This is a genomic window from Streptomyces sp. NPDC041970 (assembly GCF_055588985.1).
In genome coordinates this window covers 24,069-40,844 of the sequence record NZ_JBVJCD010000030.1, presented here as the reverse complement: position 1 = coordinate 40,844, position 16,776 = coordinate 24,069, and the positions used below count along the sequence as shown (strand labels likewise).

General features: G+C 73.3%; 17 protein-coding genes. 7 read left to right on the top strand and 10 right to left on the bottom strand.

Annotated features, from left to right (window positions below):
- The first annotated feature begins 17 nt into the window (after nucleotides 1-17).
- From folP to ACZ6EJ_RS16675, 5 genes are all read left to right on the top strand, one after another.
- Nucleotides 18-878, top strand: a complete 861-nt coding sequence (gene folP, locus ACZ6EJ_RS16695; protein WP_469267830.1) for a dihydropteroate synthase — start codon at nucleotides 18-20, stop codon at nucleotides 876-878.
- Nucleotides 875-1,348, top strand: a complete 474-nt coding sequence (locus ACZ6EJ_RS16690; RefSeq protein ID WP_469267829.1) for a nuclear transport factor 2 family protein — start codon at nucleotides 875-877, stop codon at nucleotides 1,346-1,348. The genes folP and ACZ6EJ_RS16690 overlap by 4 nt, the downstream gene beginning before the upstream one ends.
- 194 nt (nucleotides 1,349-1,542) lie before the next feature.
- Nucleotides 1,543-1,902 carry a dihydroneopterin aldolase gene (gene folB, locus ACZ6EJ_RS16685; protein ID WP_469267828.1) on the top strand — a complete coding sequence of 120 codons (360 nt, stop codon included), beginning with the start codon at nucleotides 1,543-1,545 and terminating at the stop codon, nucleotides 1,900-1,902.
- A complete protein-coding gene (gene folK / locus ACZ6EJ_RS16680; protein ID WP_469267827.1) occupies nucleotides 1,899-2,510 on the top strand; it encodes a 2-amino-4-hydroxy-6-hydroxymethyldihydropteridine diphosphokinase in 612 nt (203 codons plus the stop codon). The genes folB and folK overlap by 4 nt, the downstream gene beginning before the upstream one ends.
- A 76-nt stretch (nucleotides 2,511-2,586) precedes the next feature.
- Nucleotides 2,587-3,075 (top strand): DUF3180 domain-containing protein, encoded by a 489-nt coding sequence (locus ACZ6EJ_RS16675; RefSeq protein WP_469267826.1) that lies wholly within the window; start codon nucleotides 2,587-2,589, stop codon nucleotides 3,073-3,075.
- 31 nt (nucleotides 3,076-3,106) lie between these two features.
- Here ACZ6EJ_RS16675 and folE read toward each other — a convergent pair whose 3' ends face one another.
- The 6 genes from folE to dacB all read right to left on the bottom strand — a co-directional run bounded on the left by folE (nucleotide 3,107) and on the right by dacB (nucleotide 10,784).
- Nucleotides 3,107-3,712, bottom strand: coding sequence for a GTP cyclohydrolase I FolE (gene folE, locus ACZ6EJ_RS16670; RefSeq protein WP_469267825.1), 606 nt, complete (start codon nucleotides 3,710-3,712; stop codon nucleotides 3,107-3,109).
- A 180-nt stretch (nucleotides 3,713-3,892) separates the two neighbouring features.
- Entirely contained in the window at nucleotides 3,893-5,953 is a 2,061-nt protein-coding gene (gene ftsH, locus ACZ6EJ_RS16665; protein ID WP_469267824.1) for an ATP-dependent zinc metalloprotease FtsH, read from the bottom strand.
- Between the two features lie 165 nt (nucleotides 5,954-6,118).
- Nucleotides 6,119-6,658: a hypoxanthine phosphoribosyltransferase gene (gene hpt / locus ACZ6EJ_RS16660; RefSeq protein WP_469267859.1), complete on the bottom strand. Its 540-nt coding sequence runs from the start codon at nucleotides 6,656-6,658 to the stop codon at nucleotides 6,119-6,121.
- A 104-nt stretch (nucleotides 6,659-6,762) separates the two neighbouring features.
- The gene (gene tilS, locus ACZ6EJ_RS16655; protein WP_469267823.1) at nucleotides 6,763-7,875 is read right to left on the bottom strand and encodes a tRNA lysidine(34) synthetase TilS; all 1,113 of its coding nucleotides are present in this window, start codon (nucleotides 7,873-7,875) and stop codon (nucleotides 6,763-6,765) included.
- Between the two features lie 183 nt (nucleotides 7,876-8,058).
- On the bottom strand, nucleotides 8,059-9,231 hold the full coding sequence (locus ACZ6EJ_RS16650; protein WP_469267822.1) for a zinc-dependent metalloprotease: 1,173 nt from the start codon (nucleotides 9,229-9,231) through the stop codon (nucleotides 8,059-8,061).
- A gap of 89 nt (nucleotides 9,232-9,320) precedes the next feature.
- The gene (gene dacB / locus ACZ6EJ_RS16645) at nucleotides 9,321-10,784 is read right to left on the bottom strand and encodes a D-alanyl-D-alanine carboxypeptidase/D-alanyl-D-alanine endopeptidase (RefSeq protein WP_469267821.1); all 1,464 of its coding nucleotides are present in this window, start codon (nucleotides 10,782-10,784) and stop codon (nucleotides 9,321-9,323) included.
- 86 nt (nucleotides 10,785-10,870) lie between these two features.
- Here dacB and ACZ6EJ_RS16640 point away from each other — a divergent pair, with 86 nt between their 5' ends.
- Nucleotides 10,871-11,365: an inorganic diphosphatase gene (locus tag ACZ6EJ_RS16640; protein WP_003968257.1), complete on the top strand. Its 495-nt coding sequence runs from the start codon at nucleotides 10,871-10,873 to the stop codon at nucleotides 11,363-11,365.
- 176 nt (nucleotides 11,366-11,541) lie between these two features.
- On the top strand, nucleotides 11,542-13,245 hold the full coding sequence (locus ACZ6EJ_RS16635) for a threonine/serine exporter family protein (RefSeq protein WP_469267820.1): 1,704 nt from the start codon (nucleotides 11,542-11,544) through the stop codon (nucleotides 13,243-13,245).
- Between the two features lie 92 nt (nucleotides 13,246-13,337).
- Here ACZ6EJ_RS16635 and ACZ6EJ_RS16630 read toward each other — a convergent pair whose 3' ends face one another.
- The 4 genes from ACZ6EJ_RS16630 to ACZ6EJ_RS16615 all read right to left on the bottom strand — a co-directional run bounded on the left by ACZ6EJ_RS16630 (nucleotide 13,338) and on the right by ACZ6EJ_RS16615 (nucleotide 16,764).
- On the bottom strand, nucleotides 13,338-14,057 hold the full coding sequence (locus ACZ6EJ_RS16630) for a DedA family protein (RefSeq protein WP_469267819.1): 720 nt from the start codon (nucleotides 14,055-14,057) through the stop codon (nucleotides 13,338-13,340).
- A gap of 170 nt (nucleotides 14,058-14,227) precedes the next feature.
- Nucleotides 14,228-15,055 carry an ABC transporter permease gene (locus ACZ6EJ_RS16625; protein WP_469267818.1) on the bottom strand — a complete coding sequence of 276 codons (828 nt, stop codon included), beginning with the start codon at nucleotides 15,053-15,055 and terminating at the stop codon, nucleotides 14,228-14,230.
- The gene (locus ACZ6EJ_RS16620; protein WP_469267817.1) at nucleotides 15,052-16,047 is read right to left on the bottom strand and encodes an ATP-binding cassette domain-containing protein; all 996 of its coding nucleotides are present in this window, start codon (nucleotides 16,045-16,047) and stop codon (nucleotides 15,052-15,054) included. Before ACZ6EJ_RS16620 ends, ACZ6EJ_RS16625 begins: the two co-directional genes overlap by 4 nt.
- 75 nt (nucleotides 16,048-16,122) lie before the next feature.
- The gene (locus tag ACZ6EJ_RS16615) at nucleotides 16,123-16,764 is read right to left on the bottom strand and encodes a PadR family transcriptional regulator (RefSeq protein ID WP_469267816.1); all 642 of its coding nucleotides are present in this window, start codon (nucleotides 16,762-16,764) and stop codon (nucleotides 16,123-16,125) included.
- Nucleotides 16,765-16,776 lie beyond the last annotated feature (12 nt).

The window sequence follows — 16,776 nt, the reverse complement described above, 5'->3', positions numbered from 1 at the left end:
GCGCCTAGGCTGGAGGTATGAGTACGTCACGCACGCGGGGCACGGTCCGAGGGCTTCCGGGGTGGGACCGCTGCGCGGTCATGGGCGTCGTCAACGTCACGCCCGACTCCTTCTCCGACGGCGGCCGCTGGTTCGACACCTCGGCCGCCGTCAAGCACGGCCTCCACCTGGTCTCCGAGGGCGCCGACCTGGTGGACGTCGGCGGCGAGTCGACCCGCCCCGGCGCCAGCCGGGTGGACGAGGCCGAGGAGCTGCGCCGGGTCGTACCCGTCGTGCGGCAACTGGCCGCCGAGGGCGTCGTCGTCTCCGTGGACACCATGCGCGCCCGCGTCGCCGCCCAGGCCGTCGCCGCCGGGGCCCTCCTGGTCAACGACGTCAGCGGCGGCCTCGCCGACCCGGAGATGATCCCGGCCGTCGCCGCCGCCGAGGTCCCGTTCGTCGTGATGCACTGGCGCGGCTTCAGCGCGACGATGAACAGCCGCGCGGTGTACGGGGACGTCGTCGCCGACGTCCTCACGGAGCTGCGCGAGCGGCTGGACGCGGTCGTCGCGGGCGGTGTGGCGCCCGAGCGCGTCGTGCTCGACCCCGGCCTCGGCTTCGCGAAGAACGCCCCCCACGACCTGGCGCTCGTCGCGCACCTGCCCGAGCTGCGCGGACTGGGCCGCCCGCTGCTGGTCGCCGCCTCCCGCAAGCGCTTCCTCGGCCACGTCCTGGCCGGCCCCGGCGCACCCCCGCCCCCCGCCCGCGAACGCGACGCGGCGACGGCGGCGGTCTCGGCCCTCGCCGCGGCGGCCGGGGCCTGGGCGGTCCGGGTCCACGCGGTGGGGGCCACCGCCGACGCGGTCCGGGTCGCCCGCGCCGTCGAGGGAGCCGCGTGAACGAGGAGCACGCGGAGGCCGCCGCGGACATCGCGGAGGTCGAGGCGGCCAACGCCGCCTTCTACGAGGCGGTGGAGCGCGGCGACCACGACGCCCTCTCCCGCCTCTGGCTGCCGGGCGAGGACCTGACCGTCTCCTGCGTCCATCCGGGCTGGCCGGTCCTCACGGGCCGGGGCGAGGTGCTGCGCAGCTACGCCCTGATCATGGCGAACACCGAGTACATCCAGTTCTTCCTCACCGACGTCGCCGTCGCGATGACCGACGACACCGCCCTGGTCACCTGCACCGAGAACATCCTCAGCGGCGGCCCGGCCGAGGACGGCGAGGCGTTGGGCCCCCTGGTCGGCCAGTCGGTCGTCGCCACGAACGTGTTCCGCCGCACCCCGGACGGCTGGCGGCTCTGGTCCCACCACGGCTCCCCCGTACTGGCGGAAACCGACGGGGACGACGACGGGGAATCGCCCTCCTGAACGGGTACGGGACCGGTGCGGGCCCGCACCCGCCCCACCGCCGGGCCGGGGAGGCGGGTGCCCCGGCGGGACGGCGCCCGTGCCCCCACGGGCGAGTGGCGCGGACCTCCGCGGGTAGATTCGGCCCCCACGGCGCCTCGCCGCCCGCACGCGACCGGGCGCCCCTTACGACAACGACAGCAGGAGTGATTCGCGTGGATCGTGTCGCGCTGCGCGGCCTCAAGGCCCGCGGGCACCACGGCGTCTTCCCCCGGGAGCGGGAGGAGGGCCAGACCTTCATCGTCGACGTGGTGCTCGGCCTCGACACCCGCCCCGCGGCGGCCGCCGACGACCTGACGCGCACCGTGCACTACGGCGTGGTCGCCGAGGAGGTCGTCGACGTCGTCACCGGCGAACCGGTCGACCTGATCGAGACGCTCGCCGAGCGCATCGCCCAGCAGTGCCTGAAGCACGACGGGGTCCAGGAGGTCGAGGTCGTCGTCCACAAACCGGACGCGCCGATCACCGTTCCCTTCGACGACGTGACCATCACCATCACCCGGAGCCGAGTATGACTTCGTTCCCCCAGGACGGGCAGAGCGACCCCACCGCCCAGCCGGTTCCGACCGCGGTCGTGCGCCAGGTGGACGACGCCGACGTGACCCTCTCCAACCCCCGGCCCGCCGTGATCTCCCTCGGCTCGAACCTGGGCAACCGCCTGGAGACCCTCCAGGGGGCCGTCGACGCCCTGGAGGACACGCCGGGCCTGCGGGTCAAGGCCGTCTCCCCGGTGTACGAGACGGAGCCCTGGGGCGTGGACGCCGCGTCCCAGCCCGCCTACTTCAACGCGGTGGTCGTCGTGAAGACGACGCTCCCCCCGGCCTCGCTCCTGGAGCGCGGCCAGGCCATCGAGGAGGCCTTCGACCGGGTCCGCGAGGAGCGCTGGGGCCCGCGCACCCTCGACGTCGACATCGTGGCGTACGCCGACGTCGTCTCCGACGACCCGGTGCTCACCCTCCCCCACCCGCGCGCCCGCGAACGGGCCTTCGTCCTCGTCCCCTGGCACGACGTGGACCCCGAGGCGCACCTGCCCGGCGCCGGACCCGTCGCCCAGCTCCTGGAGTCGGTCGGCCGCGACGGCGTCACGCCCCGCACCGACCTGGAACTGCGCCTGCCCGAGTAATCGTTAGGCTCGACGGACGGCGGTCCGGCACACGGCCGGACCGGGCACAGGCGGTAGGCGAAGGGCGGCTCACTCGGTGAAGCAACTACGGCTCGGGGTGCTGGCGGGCCTCTTCGCCGCCGCGGGCGTCCTCTCCTGGGGCGGGGCGCGGCTCTGGGACTCCCTCGGCACCCTGCCGAGCGTCCCGCTGGCCGCGTCGATCGTGCTCGCCGTGATCGCGGTGATCCTCCTGGCGACCGCCCTCTCCACCCGCGCCCGGCTCCGCGCCCAGCGCGAGCGCCGCCCCGGCGCGAAGGGCGTCGAGCCACTGATGGCGGCCCGCGCGGTCGTCTTCGGCCAGGCCAGCGCCCTGGTCACCGCCCTGGCGTCCGGGGTGTACGGCGGCGCCGGCGTCTTCCTGCTCGGCTTCCTCGACGTCCCCGCCCGCCGCGACCAGGCCATCTACGCCGGAGCGGCCGTGGTGGCCGGCATCGCCGTCATCGCGGCCGCCCTCTTCCTGGAGCGCGTCTGCCGGCTCCCGGAGGACGGCGACGACCACGACGGCACGGGCGCGGCGGCCGCGTGACACGGCCGCCGCGCCCTCGTCCGGCGCGGCGTCAGCGCGCCATGATGAGGCTCATCGCCTCGGCGCGCGTCGCCGGGTCCCGGAGCTGACCGCGCACCGCGGAGGTGAGGGTCTTGGCTCCGGGCTTGCGGATGCCCCGCATCGACATGCACATGTGCTCGCACTCGATGACGACGATGGCCCCCCGCGGCTCCAGGACCGTCATGAGGGACTCGGCGATCTGCGTCGTCAACCGCTCCTGGACCTGCGGGCGTCGGGCGTAGACGTCGACCAGCCGGGCCAGCTTGGACAGACCGGTGATCTTGCCGCTGGCCGCCGGGATGTAGCCGACGTGCGCCACGCCCCGGAACGGCACCAGGTGGTGCTCGCAGGTGCTGAACACCTCGATGTCCTTGACCAGCACCATCTCGTCGTGACCGAGGTCGAACGTGGTCGTCAGGACGTCCTCGGGCTGCTGGTACAGCCCCGCGAACACCTCCTTGTACGCCCGTGCCACTCGTCCCGGCGTCTCCCGCAGCCCCTCGCGGTCCGGGTCCTCGCCGACGGCGATGAGCAGTTCGCGTACGGCCGCCTCGGCCCGCTTCTCGTCGAACTCGCCGATCGGACCCTGGCCGTCCAACGTCACCGGGTCGGTCATCTCTGCCTCGTTCCTCTGTGCTGTCCCGTGCGCGGGTTCGCGCCCAGACCTCGCAGGCGTACGAAAAGCCGCGCCCCCACAGGCTAGAACCTGGGGGGCGCGGCATCCATTCCGGTCCCGGTGCGACCCCGCGCGGGGGCCTGCCGGGCGATCCGGCCGGTGGCTCCGGCCGGGCGGGCGCTAACTCTCGGGGCGCTCCTCGGGGCTCGCCTCGGTGGACGGGGCGATGTCCTTGGAGAGGTCCGCCGGGGGGGCGATCTCCGGCGGGGTGGCCGAACCGTTGGCGGTGGCGCTGCCGTTGGTGAGGGCCAGCTCCTTGGGCGAGAGGACCGGGGGCCGCGTCGACGGGGTGCGCCGGGCGGAACCGGTCCACGCCGGTCGGGCGGGACGCTTGACGATCGGAGCGAAGATCTCCGCGATCTCGTCCTTGCCGAGCGTCTCCTTCTCCAGGAGTTCGAGCACGAGGGCGTCGAGGATGTCGCGGTTCTCGACGAGGATCTCCCACGCGTCGTTGTGCGCGGTCTCGATGAGCTTCTTGACCTCTTCGTCGACGAGCGCCGCGACCTCTTCGGAGTAGTCGCGCTGGTGGCCCATCTCGCGGCCCAGGAAGGGCTCCGAGTTGTCGCCGCCGAACTTGATCGCGCCGAGCCGCTCCGTCATGCCGTACTGCGTGACCATCGCGCGGGCCGTCGCCGTGGCCTTCTCGATGTCGTTGGCCGCGCCGGTGGTCGGGTCGTGGAAGACCAGCTCCTCGGCCGCGCGCCCGCCCAGCATGTACGCGAGCTGGTCGAGCATCTCGTTGCGCGTCGTGGAGTACTTGTCCTCCTCCGGGAGCACCATCGTGTAACCGAGGGCGCGGCCGCGGGAGAGGATCGTGATCTTGTGGACCGGGTCCGACTGGGGAGAGGCCGCCGCGACCAGGGCGTGTCCGCCCTCGTGGTACGCGGTGATCTTCTTCTCCTTCTCGGACATGATCCGGGTCCGCTTCTGCGGACCCGCCACGACGCGGTCGATGGCCTCGTCGAGCATCTCGTTGTCGATGAGCTTCTTGTTGCTGCGCGCCGTCAGGAGCGCGGCCTCGTTCAGCACGTTCGCCAGGTCGGCGCCGGTGAAGCCGGGCGTGCGGCGGGCGACGGCGCCGAGGTCGACGCCCTCCGCCACGGGCTTGCCCTTCTGGTGCACCTTGAGGATCTCCAGGCGGCCCTGCATGTCGGGGCGGTCGACGGCGATCTGCCGGTCGAACCGTCCCGGACGCAGCAGCGCCGGGTCCAGGATGTCGGGGCGGTTCGTGGCGGCGATCAGGATGACGCCGCCCTTCACGTCGAACCCGTCCATCTCCACGAGGAGCTGGTTGAGCGTCTGCTCGCGCTCGTCGTGGCCGCCGCCCATGCCGGCGCCGCGGTGGCGGCCGACGGCGTCGATCTCGTCGACGAAGACGATCGCCGGGGCGTTCGCCTTGGCCTGCTCGAAGAGGTCGCGCACCCGCGAGGCGCCGACGCCGACGAACATCTCGACGAAGTCGGAGCCGGAGATCGAGTAGAACGGCACGCCCGCCTCGCCGGCGACGGCGCGGGCGAGCAGCGTCTTGCCCGTACCGGGCGGCCCGTAGAGCAGGACGCCCTTGGGGATCTTGGCGCCGACGGCCTGGAACTTCGCCGGCTCCTGGAGGAACTCCTTGATCTCGTGGAGCTCCTCGACCGCCTCGTCGGACCCCGCCACGTCGGCGAAGGTCGTCTTCGGGGTGTCCTTGGTGATCAGCTTGGCCTTGGACTTGCCGAACTGCATGACCTTGGAGCCGCCGCCCTGCATCTGGTTCATCAGAAACAGGAAGACGACCACGATGAGGACGAAGGGCAGCAGCGAGAGGAGGATCGAGACGAACGGGGACTGCTTCGACGGCGAGACGGTGTAACCCTTCTCGATGTCACCCGCCTCGAACTTCTGCTGCAGCGTCTCGGCGAGCTCGACGCCCTGGTTGCCGATGTAGCTCGCCTGGAACTTGCTGCCGGACTCGCCGTCGAGCTTCTGGCCGTCCTTCAGTTCGATCTTGAGATTCTGTTCGTCACCGGTGGTCAGCTTGGCCTGCTCCACCTGGTCCTTGCTGATCGCCTGGATCACCTTGCCGGTGTCCACCGTCTTGTAGCCGCCCGACGAGCCGACGACCTGCATCAACACGACCACGGCGAGGACGGCCAGCACGATCCACATGACCGGCCCACGGAAGTATCGCTTCACGTCCATCCATACGGAGCGAAGACGCCCCGTCCCTCCTGCCCGTAGGTAAATGCTGCTGTGAGAAAAGACTGTTCTTCGGACGGTACCCCAGCATCGCCACCCGCGACTGCCGGGGACGGCGGAGAAACCCGCTTTCGCAGCTTCAACGGCCCGAAGGCGGCGAGGGTTCCCTCAGCCGCCGTAGACGTGCGGGGCGAGGGTGCCGACGAAGGGGAGGTTGCGGTATTTCTCCGCGTAGTCCAGCCCGTAGCCGACGACGAACTCGTTGGGGATGTCGAAGCCGATCCACTTCACGTCGATCGCGACCTTCGCGGCGTCCGGCTTGCGCAGCAGGGTGCAGACCTCCAGCGAGGCCGGCTCCCGCGAGCCCAGGTTGGACAGCAGCCAGGACAGCGTCAGACCGGAGTCGATGATGTCCTCGACGATCAGGACGTGCTTGCCCTTGATGTCGGTGTCCAGGTCCTTGAGGATGCGGACGACGCCGGAGGACTGGGTGCCCGCCCCGTACGAGGAGACGGCCATCCAGTCCATCGTGACGGGGGTGGACAGCGAGCGCGCCAGGTCCGCCATGACCATCACCGCGCCCTTGAGGACGCCGACGAGGAGCAGGTCCTTGCCCGCGTACTCCGCGTCGATCCTCGCGGCCAGCTCGACGAGCTTGGCGTCGATCTCTTCCTTGGTGAGGAGCACCGACTGGAGGTCGGTGCCCATGTCCTTCTCGTTCACCCGCGTCTCTTTCTCTGCCTGCCGGCCTTCCGGGGGCGCGCCCCCGTGGCCGGGTCCGGCTGTTCGCCTGCACTTCAGCCGCTTGCGCGTCAGCTCTGCCGAATGACCAGTCTGCCACCCTGCCGCACGGCCTCGACGCGGCCGGGCAGGTTGATGGCCCGCTGGCCGCGCCAGCCGGTGATCAGGCGGTCCACTTCCTCGACGTGCCGGGCGAAGAGCGATCCGGCGGGCGCGCCGGCCTCGATCACGGCTCGGCGCAGCACCCGGCGGCGCACCGCGGGCGGCAGGACGTAGAGCTTGGCGCACTCCAGGCCGCCGGTCTCGTCCCGTACGGTCAGCTCGGCCTCGGCGGCCCAGGTGTCGAGGGCGTCGGCGTCGTCGCGGGAGAGCTGGGCCGTGCGGGCGAGGGCTTCGACGACGCCCTTGCCCAGCGCCTTCTCCAGGGCGGGCAGGCCCTCGTGGCGGAGCCGGGAGCGGGTGTAGGCGGGGTCGATGTTGTGCGGGTCGTCCCAGACCGGGAGGGCCTGGGCCAGGCACGCCTTGCGGGCGGTCTGCCGGTCGAGCTGGAGGAAGGGGCGGCGGTAGCGGCCGGCCGGTCCGGAGGCGGCGGCCATGCCGGACAGGGAGCGGATGCCGGAGCCGCGGGCGAGGCCGAGGAGGACGGTCTCGGCCTGGTCGTCGCGGGTGTGGCCGAGCAGGACGGCGGCGGCGCCGTGGCGGTCGGCGGCGGCGTCGAGGGCGGCGTAGCGGGCGTCGCGGGCGGCGGCTTCGGGTCCGCCCTCGCGGCCGACCCGTACGGAGACGGCCTCGACCGGGTCCAGGTCCATGGCGGCGAGCCGGGCGACGACCTCGGCGGCGCGGAGGTCGGAGCCCGGCTGGAGGTTGTGGTCGACGGTGACGCCGCCGGCCCGGACGGCGAGTTTGCGGGCCTCGAACGCGAGGGCGGAGGCCAGGGCCATGGAGTCGGCGCCGCCGGAACAGGCGACGAGCACCAGCGGGGTGTCGGGCCGTTCGGGGAGGGCGGTGCGGGGGCCGCCCGCCGCGCCGGCCTCGGCGTAGCGGGAGCGGGGGGCGCGGGCCGAGTGGCGTGAGCCGTCGGCCGGCCGGTCGTGGTCGGCGTGGCGGTGGAAGTCGGTGATGACGTCGTGGAGTACGCGGCGGACCGCCAGGCGTATCGCCGCGACCGCAGGATGGGGACCCATGTCCGGTGCCCTTCGTGAGTTCGGGAGGAGCGAGGAGCGCCGGAACGCGTGAGTCCCGTCACTCAGAGTGCGTCGATGGTGACAGAGGCAAGCTGTTCATCGAGCATTGCACGCCTTCCCATGCCTCCATGGTCCCTCGGATGGGTGATTGGAGGCCGATATCCATGCGCCCGCGGCGGGGGGTCAGGAATCGGCCGTGCGGTGCACCCGTGCGACCCACTCGGCGGGGGCGGCGATCTCGGCCTTGGTCGGGAGGGTGTTGGGCGAGGTCCACACCCGGTTGAAGCCGTCCATGCCGACCTCGTCGACCACCGCGCGGACGAACCTCTCGCCGTCGCGGTACTGGCGGAGCTTGGCGTCCAGGCCGAGCAGCCTGCGCAGCGCCTGGTCGAGGCGGCTCGCGCCGCGCGCCCGGCGCTGCTGGAACTTCTCGCGGATCTCCGCGACGGAGCCGACGACCTCGGGGCCGACGCCGTCCATCACGTAGTCGGCGTGCCCTTCCAGCAGGGACATGACGGCGGTGAGGCGGCCGAGCACCTCGCGCTGGGCGGGGCTCTGCACGAGGTCGACGAGGCTGCGGCCGCCGCCCTCGCCCCGCTCGCCCTCGGGGCGGCCCGCCCCGGACAGGGACTGGGCGGCCTCGCGCAGCCGCTCCAGGAAGGTCATGGGGTCGACGTCGGTCTCGTCGAGGAATGTCTGGATCTCGCCCTGGAGGTGGTCGCGGAGCCAGGGCACGCCGGTGAACTGGGTGCGGTGGGTCTCCTCGTGGAGGGCGACCCAGAGCCGGAAGTCGTGCGGGTCGACGCCGAGCTCCCGCTCCACGTGGACGATGTTGGGCGCCACCAGCAGGAGCCGGCCGCCGTTCGAGGCGGCCGGCAGCGGCGAGGCGCCGCCGGCCCGCCCGGCGCCGAAGCCGTGCGGCAGGGCGGCGGGGGCGAACGTCTCGTACTGGCCGAGCACGCGGGAGGCGAGGAACGAGAGCAACATGCCCAGCTCGACGCCGGTCACCTTGCCGCCGACCGCGCCGACGACCGCGCCGCCCGGCTTGCCGGAGCGGCGGCTCTCCATCTTGGCGAGGAGGGGGCCCAGCAGCTCGCGGAAGCCGGCGACGTTGGCCTTGATCCACCCGGCCCGGTCCACGACGAGGACCGGGGTGTCCTCCGGCTCGGTCCCCTCCGGGATCATCCGGGTGAAGCCGCGCACGTGCTCCTCCGAGGCGCGGGCGTGGCGGCGCAGCTCCGCGACGACGGCGCGGGCCTCCTCGCGGCTGATCTCCGGCCCCGGCCGCACGAGTCGGGTCGCGGTAGCCACCGCGAGGTTCCAGTCGACCATCTCGGCCCCACCGAAGCTCGTCATGCGTCAACCGTACGTGAGCGCGTCGCCCGGTGGTGGGGTCGTGCACCGCTCTTCGGGTGCCGCCCCCCGGCGCACGGCGGGTCCTCGGGTCAGCGGGTCAGCGCGGTGGCGAGGGCGTCGAGGGCGGATTCGGCCTCGGGGGCCGAGGGGGCGCCGCGGGAGAGGAAGGCGAAGGCGAGGAGGCGGCCCCGCGGGGAGACGGCGGTCCCGGCGAGGGCGTTGACGCCGGTGAGGGTGCCGGTCTTGGCGCGGACCAGGCCCGCGCCGCCGGACTTCCCCGTGTACCGGCTGCCGAGGGTGCCGCTGAAGCCGGCCACCGGGAGGCCGGTGAGGACGGGGCGCAGCTCGGGCCGTCCGGGGTCGGCGGCGCGGGCGAGGAGGGCGGTGAGGAGGGCGGCGGTGACCCGGCCCCGGCGGTCCAGGCCGCTGCCGTCGGCGAGGCGGGCGCCGGCCACCGGGACCCCGAGCCGCTTCAGCTCGGCGGTGACGGCGCGCCGGGCTCCGGCGAAGTCGGCGCTCTCGCCCCCGGCGACGGCGGTCTGCCGGGCGAGGGCCTCGGCGATGTCGTTGTCGCTGTTGGTGAGGGTCCGCTCGACGAGTGCGGACAGGGGGGCGGAGCGGTGGGTGGCCACGGTGCGGGCCTTCGCGGCCGGGCGGGCCTCGCGGGGCTCGCCGGCGACCGGGACGCCCGCCCGCTCCAGGTGGCCGGCGAAGGCGCGGGCGGCGTCCCCGGCGGGGTCGCCGGAGCGCGGGGCGGGGCCGCGGTCGGAGCCGTCGAGCCGGCCCTCGTCGACCATCAGGGCGACCACGGGGGCGATGTTGTCGTTGGGGCCGATGGGGTGGCGCTCGGGGCCGGTGTAGCGGGAGGTGTCGTGGGTGAGGCGTACGGAGGTCCGGCCGCCCTCGCGCAGGGCCGCGGCGGCCGAGGCGGCCAGGGCGCGCAGGGCGGCCCGGTCCAGGGTGGGGTCGCCGCCGCCGACGAGGGTGAGCGTGCGGGAGTCGGGCGAGAGCCGGACGGTGGTGGCGATGCGGTGGTCGGGGCCGAGGGCGGAGAGCGCGGCGGCGGCGGTGGCGATCTTGACGGTGGAGGCCGGGGTCATCGGGGTGGTGGCGCCGTGCCCGTACACCTGCTCGCCGGTGGCGGCGTCGACGACGGACGCGGCGGCCCGGTCGCCCAGCCCGGCCGCGCCGACGAGCGGGGCGAGGGCGGCGCGGAGGGCCGCGGGGTCGTGGGAGGCGCCGCGTGCGCCGCCGAGCGCGGGGAGGACGGGCGGGGCGCTGGGGGCCGGGGCGGGCCCCTCCGGCGTGGCGCGGCCGTGATGTGCGCCACCTGTACGGTCGGCGGCGGCGGCCGACCGCCGCTCGGCCTTACGCTGACCGTTGTCCCAGGGGCCGGCGGCGATGACGGCGCCGGCTGCGACGGCCAGGCCGAGCGCGGCGGAGCCCGCGACGACCTGCCAGGTGTACGACCCGTGGGGTCCGGTCCTCGGGGCCGTCAGCCCGCGCCACGGGCCGGACGGGCTGCCCGACGGTCTTCCCTCCGGCTCGGCCACCGTCGACCAGCCCCTTTCGCGAGCACTCTTCTGCGTGAGGGACACTTAATCACCCGTCGTATGTGTTGATCATGGAGGAGCCACCCGTGGAGTTCGACGTCACCATCGAGATCCCGAAGGGGTCGCGGAACAAGTACGAGGTGGACCACGAGACCGGTCGGATTCGCCTGGACCGTCGACTCTTCACCTCGACCAGCTACCCGGCCGACTACGGCTTCGTCGAGAACACCCTCGGCGAGGACGGCGACCCGCTGGACGCGCTGGTCATCCTGGACGAGCCGACCTTCCCCGGCTGCCTCATCAAGTGCCGTGCGATCGGCATGTTCCGGATGACCGACGAGGCGGGCGGCGACGACAAGCTGCTGTGCGTCCCGGCGTCCGACCCGCGGGTGGAGCACCTGCGCGACATCCACCACGTGTCGGAGTTCGACCGGCTGGAGATCCAGCACTTCTTCGAGGTCTACAAGGACCTGGAGCCCGGCAAGTCCGTCGAGGGCGCCGACTGGGTCGGCCGCGCCGAGGCGGAGGCCGAGATCGAGGCCTCGTACAAGCGCCTGGAGGCGCAGGGCGGCGCGCACTGACGTCACGCTTCCGGTTCCGTTTGTGAGCCGGACGGCCGTACGGGAACGGGCGGCACACCTTCACGGGTGTGCCGCCCGTTTCGCTGCCCGCACTCCCGCGCGTGCACGGCCCATGCCCCCGGCCATACTGGGCACACGTGCGGCCGGGAGTGTTCAGTCGAGGGGAACGAGGTCGAGTGGTGGCGGAATCGGGCGGTCCTGAGGACCAGAAGCCCCAGTCCGACGAGGCACGCAGCGCCTTCGTCCCGCCCGCGGGGACGAGTCAGCCGACCCCGCCGCCCGACGACGACCACCCGACGTCGGAGTTCGCGCTGCCGACCGGGGTGCACGCCGAGGCGGGCGGCCCGTCCGCCTCGGGCGGGGGGTCCGGGGGCGGCGGGAACTCCGACACGCTGAGTTCCGCTTTCGCCCCGCCGAGGACGTACAGCGCCCAGCACGCGCCGCCCGCGTTCACTCCGGCGCAGGGCATTCCGATGGTCCGGTTGACCAAGGAGGCGCCCTGGCAGGACCGGATGCGCACGATGCTGCGGATGCCGGTGACCGAGCGCCCGGCCCCGGACAGCGTCCAGCGCACCGACGACGAGACCGGCCCCGCGGTGCCGCGGGTGCTCGACCTGACGCTGCGCATCGGGGAGCTGCTGCTGGCGGGCGGCGAGGGGGCGGAGGACGTCGAGGCGGCGATGTTCGCGGTGACCCGGTCCTACGGCCTCGACCGCAGCGAGCCCACGGTCACGTTCACGCTGCTGTCGATCTCGCACCAGCCGTCGCTGGTCGACGATCCGGTGACGGCGAGCCGCACCGTACGCCGCCGGGGCACCGACTACACCCGCCTGGCCGCCGTCTTCCGGCTGGTCGACGACATCACCTCCACGGACACCGAGGTCTCCCTGGAGGAGGCCTACCGCCGGCTCGCGGAGATCCGCCGCAACCGCCACCCGTACTCGGGGTGGGTGCTGACGGCCGCCGCCGGGCTGCTGGCGGGGGCGGCGTCCGTGCTCGTGGGCGGCGGGGTGCTGGTCTTCCTGGTGGCGGCGGCGGGCGCGATGCTCGGGGACCGGCTGGCGTGGCTGTGCGCCGGGCGCGGGCTGCCGGAGTTCTACCAGTTCACGGTCGCGGCGATGCCCCCGGCGGCGATGGGCGTGGCGCTGACGCTGGCCCATTCGACGGAGGTCCGCCCGTCCGCCGTGATCACCGGTGGGCTGTTCGCCCTGCTGCCGGGGCGGGCGCTGGTGGCCGGGGTGCAGGACGGGCTGACGGGCTACTACATCACCGCCTCCGCCCGGCTGCTGGAGGTCATGTACTTCTTCATCGGGATCGTGGCGGGCGTGCTGCTCGTCCTCTACCTGGGGTTGCAGCTCGGGGCGGCGCTCAACCCCGAGGCCCAGTTCGTGCCCAACGACCGGCCGGTGCTCCAGATCCTGGCGTCGATGGCGCTGAGCCTGGCCTTCGCGATCCTGCTCCAGCAGGAGCGCTCCACCGTGGTGGCGGTCACCCTCAACGGCGGCGTCGCGTGGATCGTCTTCGGGGCGATGGCCCGGACCGCGGACATCTCGCCGGTCGCGGCGACGGCGGTGGCGGCCGGTCTGGTGGGCCTGTTCGGGCAGTTGTTCTCGCGTTACCGGTACACGTCCTCGCTGCCGTACATCACGGCGGCGATCGGGCCGCTGCTGCCCGGTTCGGCGACGTACTTCGGTCTGCTGGGCGTGGCGCAGGGCGAGGTCAACCGGGGCCTGACCTCGCTGTCGACGGCGGTCGCGACGGCGCTGGCCATCGCGATCGGGGTGAACCTGGGGAGCGAGATCTCCCGGTTGTTCATGCGGGTGCCGGGCGCGGTGGGCGGGTCGAGCCGCCGGGCGGCGAAGCGGACCCGCGGGTTCTGAGCCGGGACGGGCGGGCCGCCCGGACGGCCGGAAGGCGCCCCTTCCCGGTGCGGGGAGGGGCGCCTTCCGCTGTCTCGGTCCGCGGGCGCCGGTCAGCGCTTGGCGTGGCGGCCGCGCTGGCCGGCGGCCGGGCCGTCGCCGCCCGCCGGGGGGAAGGGCTCGCCGCCCTGCCGGTCCGCCGCGGCGGCCTTCTTGGACTGGCCGCGCGCCCTCAGCACCTCGACCACGATCGGCACCACGGAGACGAGCACGATGAGGATGAGGATCATCTCGATGTGCTCGTGCACGAAGTCGATCTTGCCGAGCATCGCGCCGAGCACGGTCACGCCGACGCCCCAGAGGATGGCTCCGACGATGTTGTACGTGATGAAGGAGCGGTAGTTCATCCGGCTGACGCCCGCGATGATCGGCGTGAACGTGCGCACGATGGGCACGAAGCGCGCCAGGACCAGGGACTTCGGGCCGTGCTTCTCGAAGAACTCGTGGGCCTTCTCCACGTTCTCCTGCTTGAAGAGGCGGGAGTCCGGGCGCTTGAAGAGGGCGGGGCCGACCTTGCGGCCGAAGAGGTAGCCCACCTGGTCGCCGACGATGGCGGCGACGGCGATCAGGGTGCAGATCAGCCAGAGCGGGTACTTCAACTGGCCGGTGGTCACCAGGAGCCCGGTGGTGAACAGCAGGGAGTCACCGGGCAGGAAGAAGCCGATCAGGAGTCCGGACTCGGCGAAGACGATGAGAAGGAGGCCGGGGAGCCCGAACGTGTTGAGCAGATAGTCCGGGTCCAGCCAGCTCGGGCCGAGCGCAAGCGTATTCAAGGGTCCGGGCTCCAGGATGTGTGCGAGGGCGGCTGCGTGGCCGCTCCAAACTATCAACGCCCGGTGAACGCCCTTGGTTCCACTGGCGCACGGCGGCCCTGCGCATCCTACGGACCGCCCCGGAGCCGGCCGCGGGAGGCGCCGGCCACGGGGCGGGGGCCGCACGCGGCCTACCGGCTCAGCCGCCCGAAAGCGCGCACCGCCAACGGGAAGAACACCGCGATCAAGGCCAGCGGCCAGAGCACCGCCAGCAGTTGGGCGTGTTCGGCGGCCCAGGAGCCGGACGCGCCGCCGGGGTTGCCGAACAGGTCCCGCGCGGCGGTGGCCGTGGCCGACATGGGGTTCCACTCGACCGCCGCCGCCAGCCAGTCCGGCATCGACGCGGGCGCGGCGAACGCGTTGGAGAGGAAGCCGACGGGCCAGACGAGGATCTGGACCGCCGAGACCAGCTCCGGCCTCCCCGCCACCATGGCGAGGTGGATGCCGACCCACAGCATGGCGAACCGCAGCAGGAGCAGCAGTCCCACCGCCCCCAGGGCCGCGGCCACCCCGTCGTGCCAGCGCCAGCCGACCGCGTACCCCACGCCGGCCATCACCACGAGCGCGGCCGTCGACTGGAGCATGTCCGCGACGCTGCGGCCCACCAGCACCGCGCCCGGAGCCATCGGCATCGAGCGGAAGCGGTCGATGACGCCCTTGCCGAGGTCCTGGGTGACCGCGAGCATCGTGCTCTCCAGGCCGAAGGCCATGGTCAGCGCGAGCATTCCGGGGACCAGGTACTCGGTGGGGTCGCCGTCCACGCCCCGGCCGCCGCCGACCAGATAGGTGAACATCAGGAGCAGCATCACCGGGAAGACCAGGCCGACGACGACCTGGACGGGCTGCCGGGCCCAGTGCGCCAGCTCGCGGCGGGTCATCGTCCAGGAGTCGGCCACCGCCCAGCCGAGCCGCGAGGGGACCCCGCCGTGCGCCTCCGGCGCCGTGGTCGTCGCGCTCATGCCGCCGCCTCCGCCTTCCGGCCGCCGGGAGCGGCCTGTCCGCCGGCCGGTCGGCCGGTCCCGTCCGCCCGCCCTCCGGTGAGGGCGAGGAACACCTCGTCCAGGGTGGGGCGGCGCACCGCGATGTCCTCCGCCTCGATGCCCGCCTCCTCCAGCGCCCGCACGGTCCGGGTCAGGGCCGCCATCCGGTCGGGGGCGGGCGCGCCGATCAGCCGCCGGTCGGGGTCCAGGACCGCGTCCGCTCCGCCCAGCAGCGCGGCCGCCTCCGCCAGCCGGGAGGCGTCGCGCAGGACGACGTCGATCCGGTCCCCGCCGACGCGGGCCTTCAGCTCGTCGGGGGCGCCCTCGGCGACCGACCGGCCCTCGTCGATCACGGAGATCCGGTCGGCGAGCTGGTCCGCCTCCTCCAGGTACTGCGTGGTCAGCAGCACCGTCGTGCCGCCGCCGACCAGGGACCGCACCGCGTCCCACACCTCGGCCCGGCCGCGCGGGTCGAGGCCGGTCGTCGGCTCGTCCAGGAACAGCACCCGCGGTTCGGTGATCAGCGACGCGGCCAGGTCGAGCCGCCTGCGCATCCCGCCGCTGTACTCCTTGACGGCCTTGCGCCCGGCGTCGGCGAGGCCGAACCGCTCCAGCAGCTCGTCCGCCCTGCTGCCCGCCCGGCGCGCGCCCAGGTGGTACAGCCGGCCGAACATCTCCAGGTTCTGCCGCCCGCCGAGCTGCTCGTCCACCGCCGCGTGCTGCCCGAGCAGTCCGATCCTGTGCCGCACCTCGCGCGCCCGCTCGCGGACGTCGAGCCCGGCCACCACGACCCGGCCCGCGTCGTGGCGCAGCAGGGTGGACATGATCCGTACGGCGGTGGTCTTCCCCGCCCCGTTGGGGCCGAGGACCCCGTGGACCGTGCCGGCGCGGACCGCGAGGTCCAGCCCGTCCAGCGCGCGCTTCTCCCCGTACCTCTTCCGCACGCCGTCCATGACGATCGCTTCGGTCACGCTCTCCGCCCCTCTGTAGTCAAACTTGACTAGCAGAACGAAGATAGACCCCGATCCCTCATTCGTCAAACTTGATTAGTCGCGCTTCCCGGAGGCGGCGCCGCCCGGCGCGTAGGGGTTCTCCTCACCGTCGGCCAGCACCCCGACGAACGGGTCGCCCTCGCCGGCGAAGGTGTACGCGCCGCCCTCGATGCGTTCGATCAGGCCGCGGGTCCACCGCGCGCCCCCGTCGGCCGTGTGGACCCAGAGGTTCATGATCTCGCCGATGTGGCCGAGGGACTCCGGCCCCTCCTCGGGGGTGTAGTACTCGGTGACGGCGGACCGCCACTTCCCGATCCCCGCGATCCGCTCCCTGAGCAGCGCCACCGCCTCCTCGCGGGGCAGGTCCACGATGAAGCCGATCGCCGCCGAGAGGACGTCCATGCCCCGGTCGTAGGAGCGGATGGCGTCGCGCAGCAGGGCGCGGTACTCCTCCACCCCCCGCTCCGTGACCTCGTACTCGGTGCGCGGCGGGCCGCCGGCGGTGGAGGGGGCCGTCTCGTGCGCGAGGAGCAGCCCCTGCTTGGCCATCTGCTTCAACGCGTGGTAGATCGATCCGGGTTTGGCGTTGGACCACTCGTGCGCGCCCCAGTACTCCAGGTCGTTGCGGATCTGGTAGCCGTGCGCGCGGCCGTGCATACGCACGGCGCCGAGGACCAGCAGCCGGATCGCGGACATCCACCCATCCCA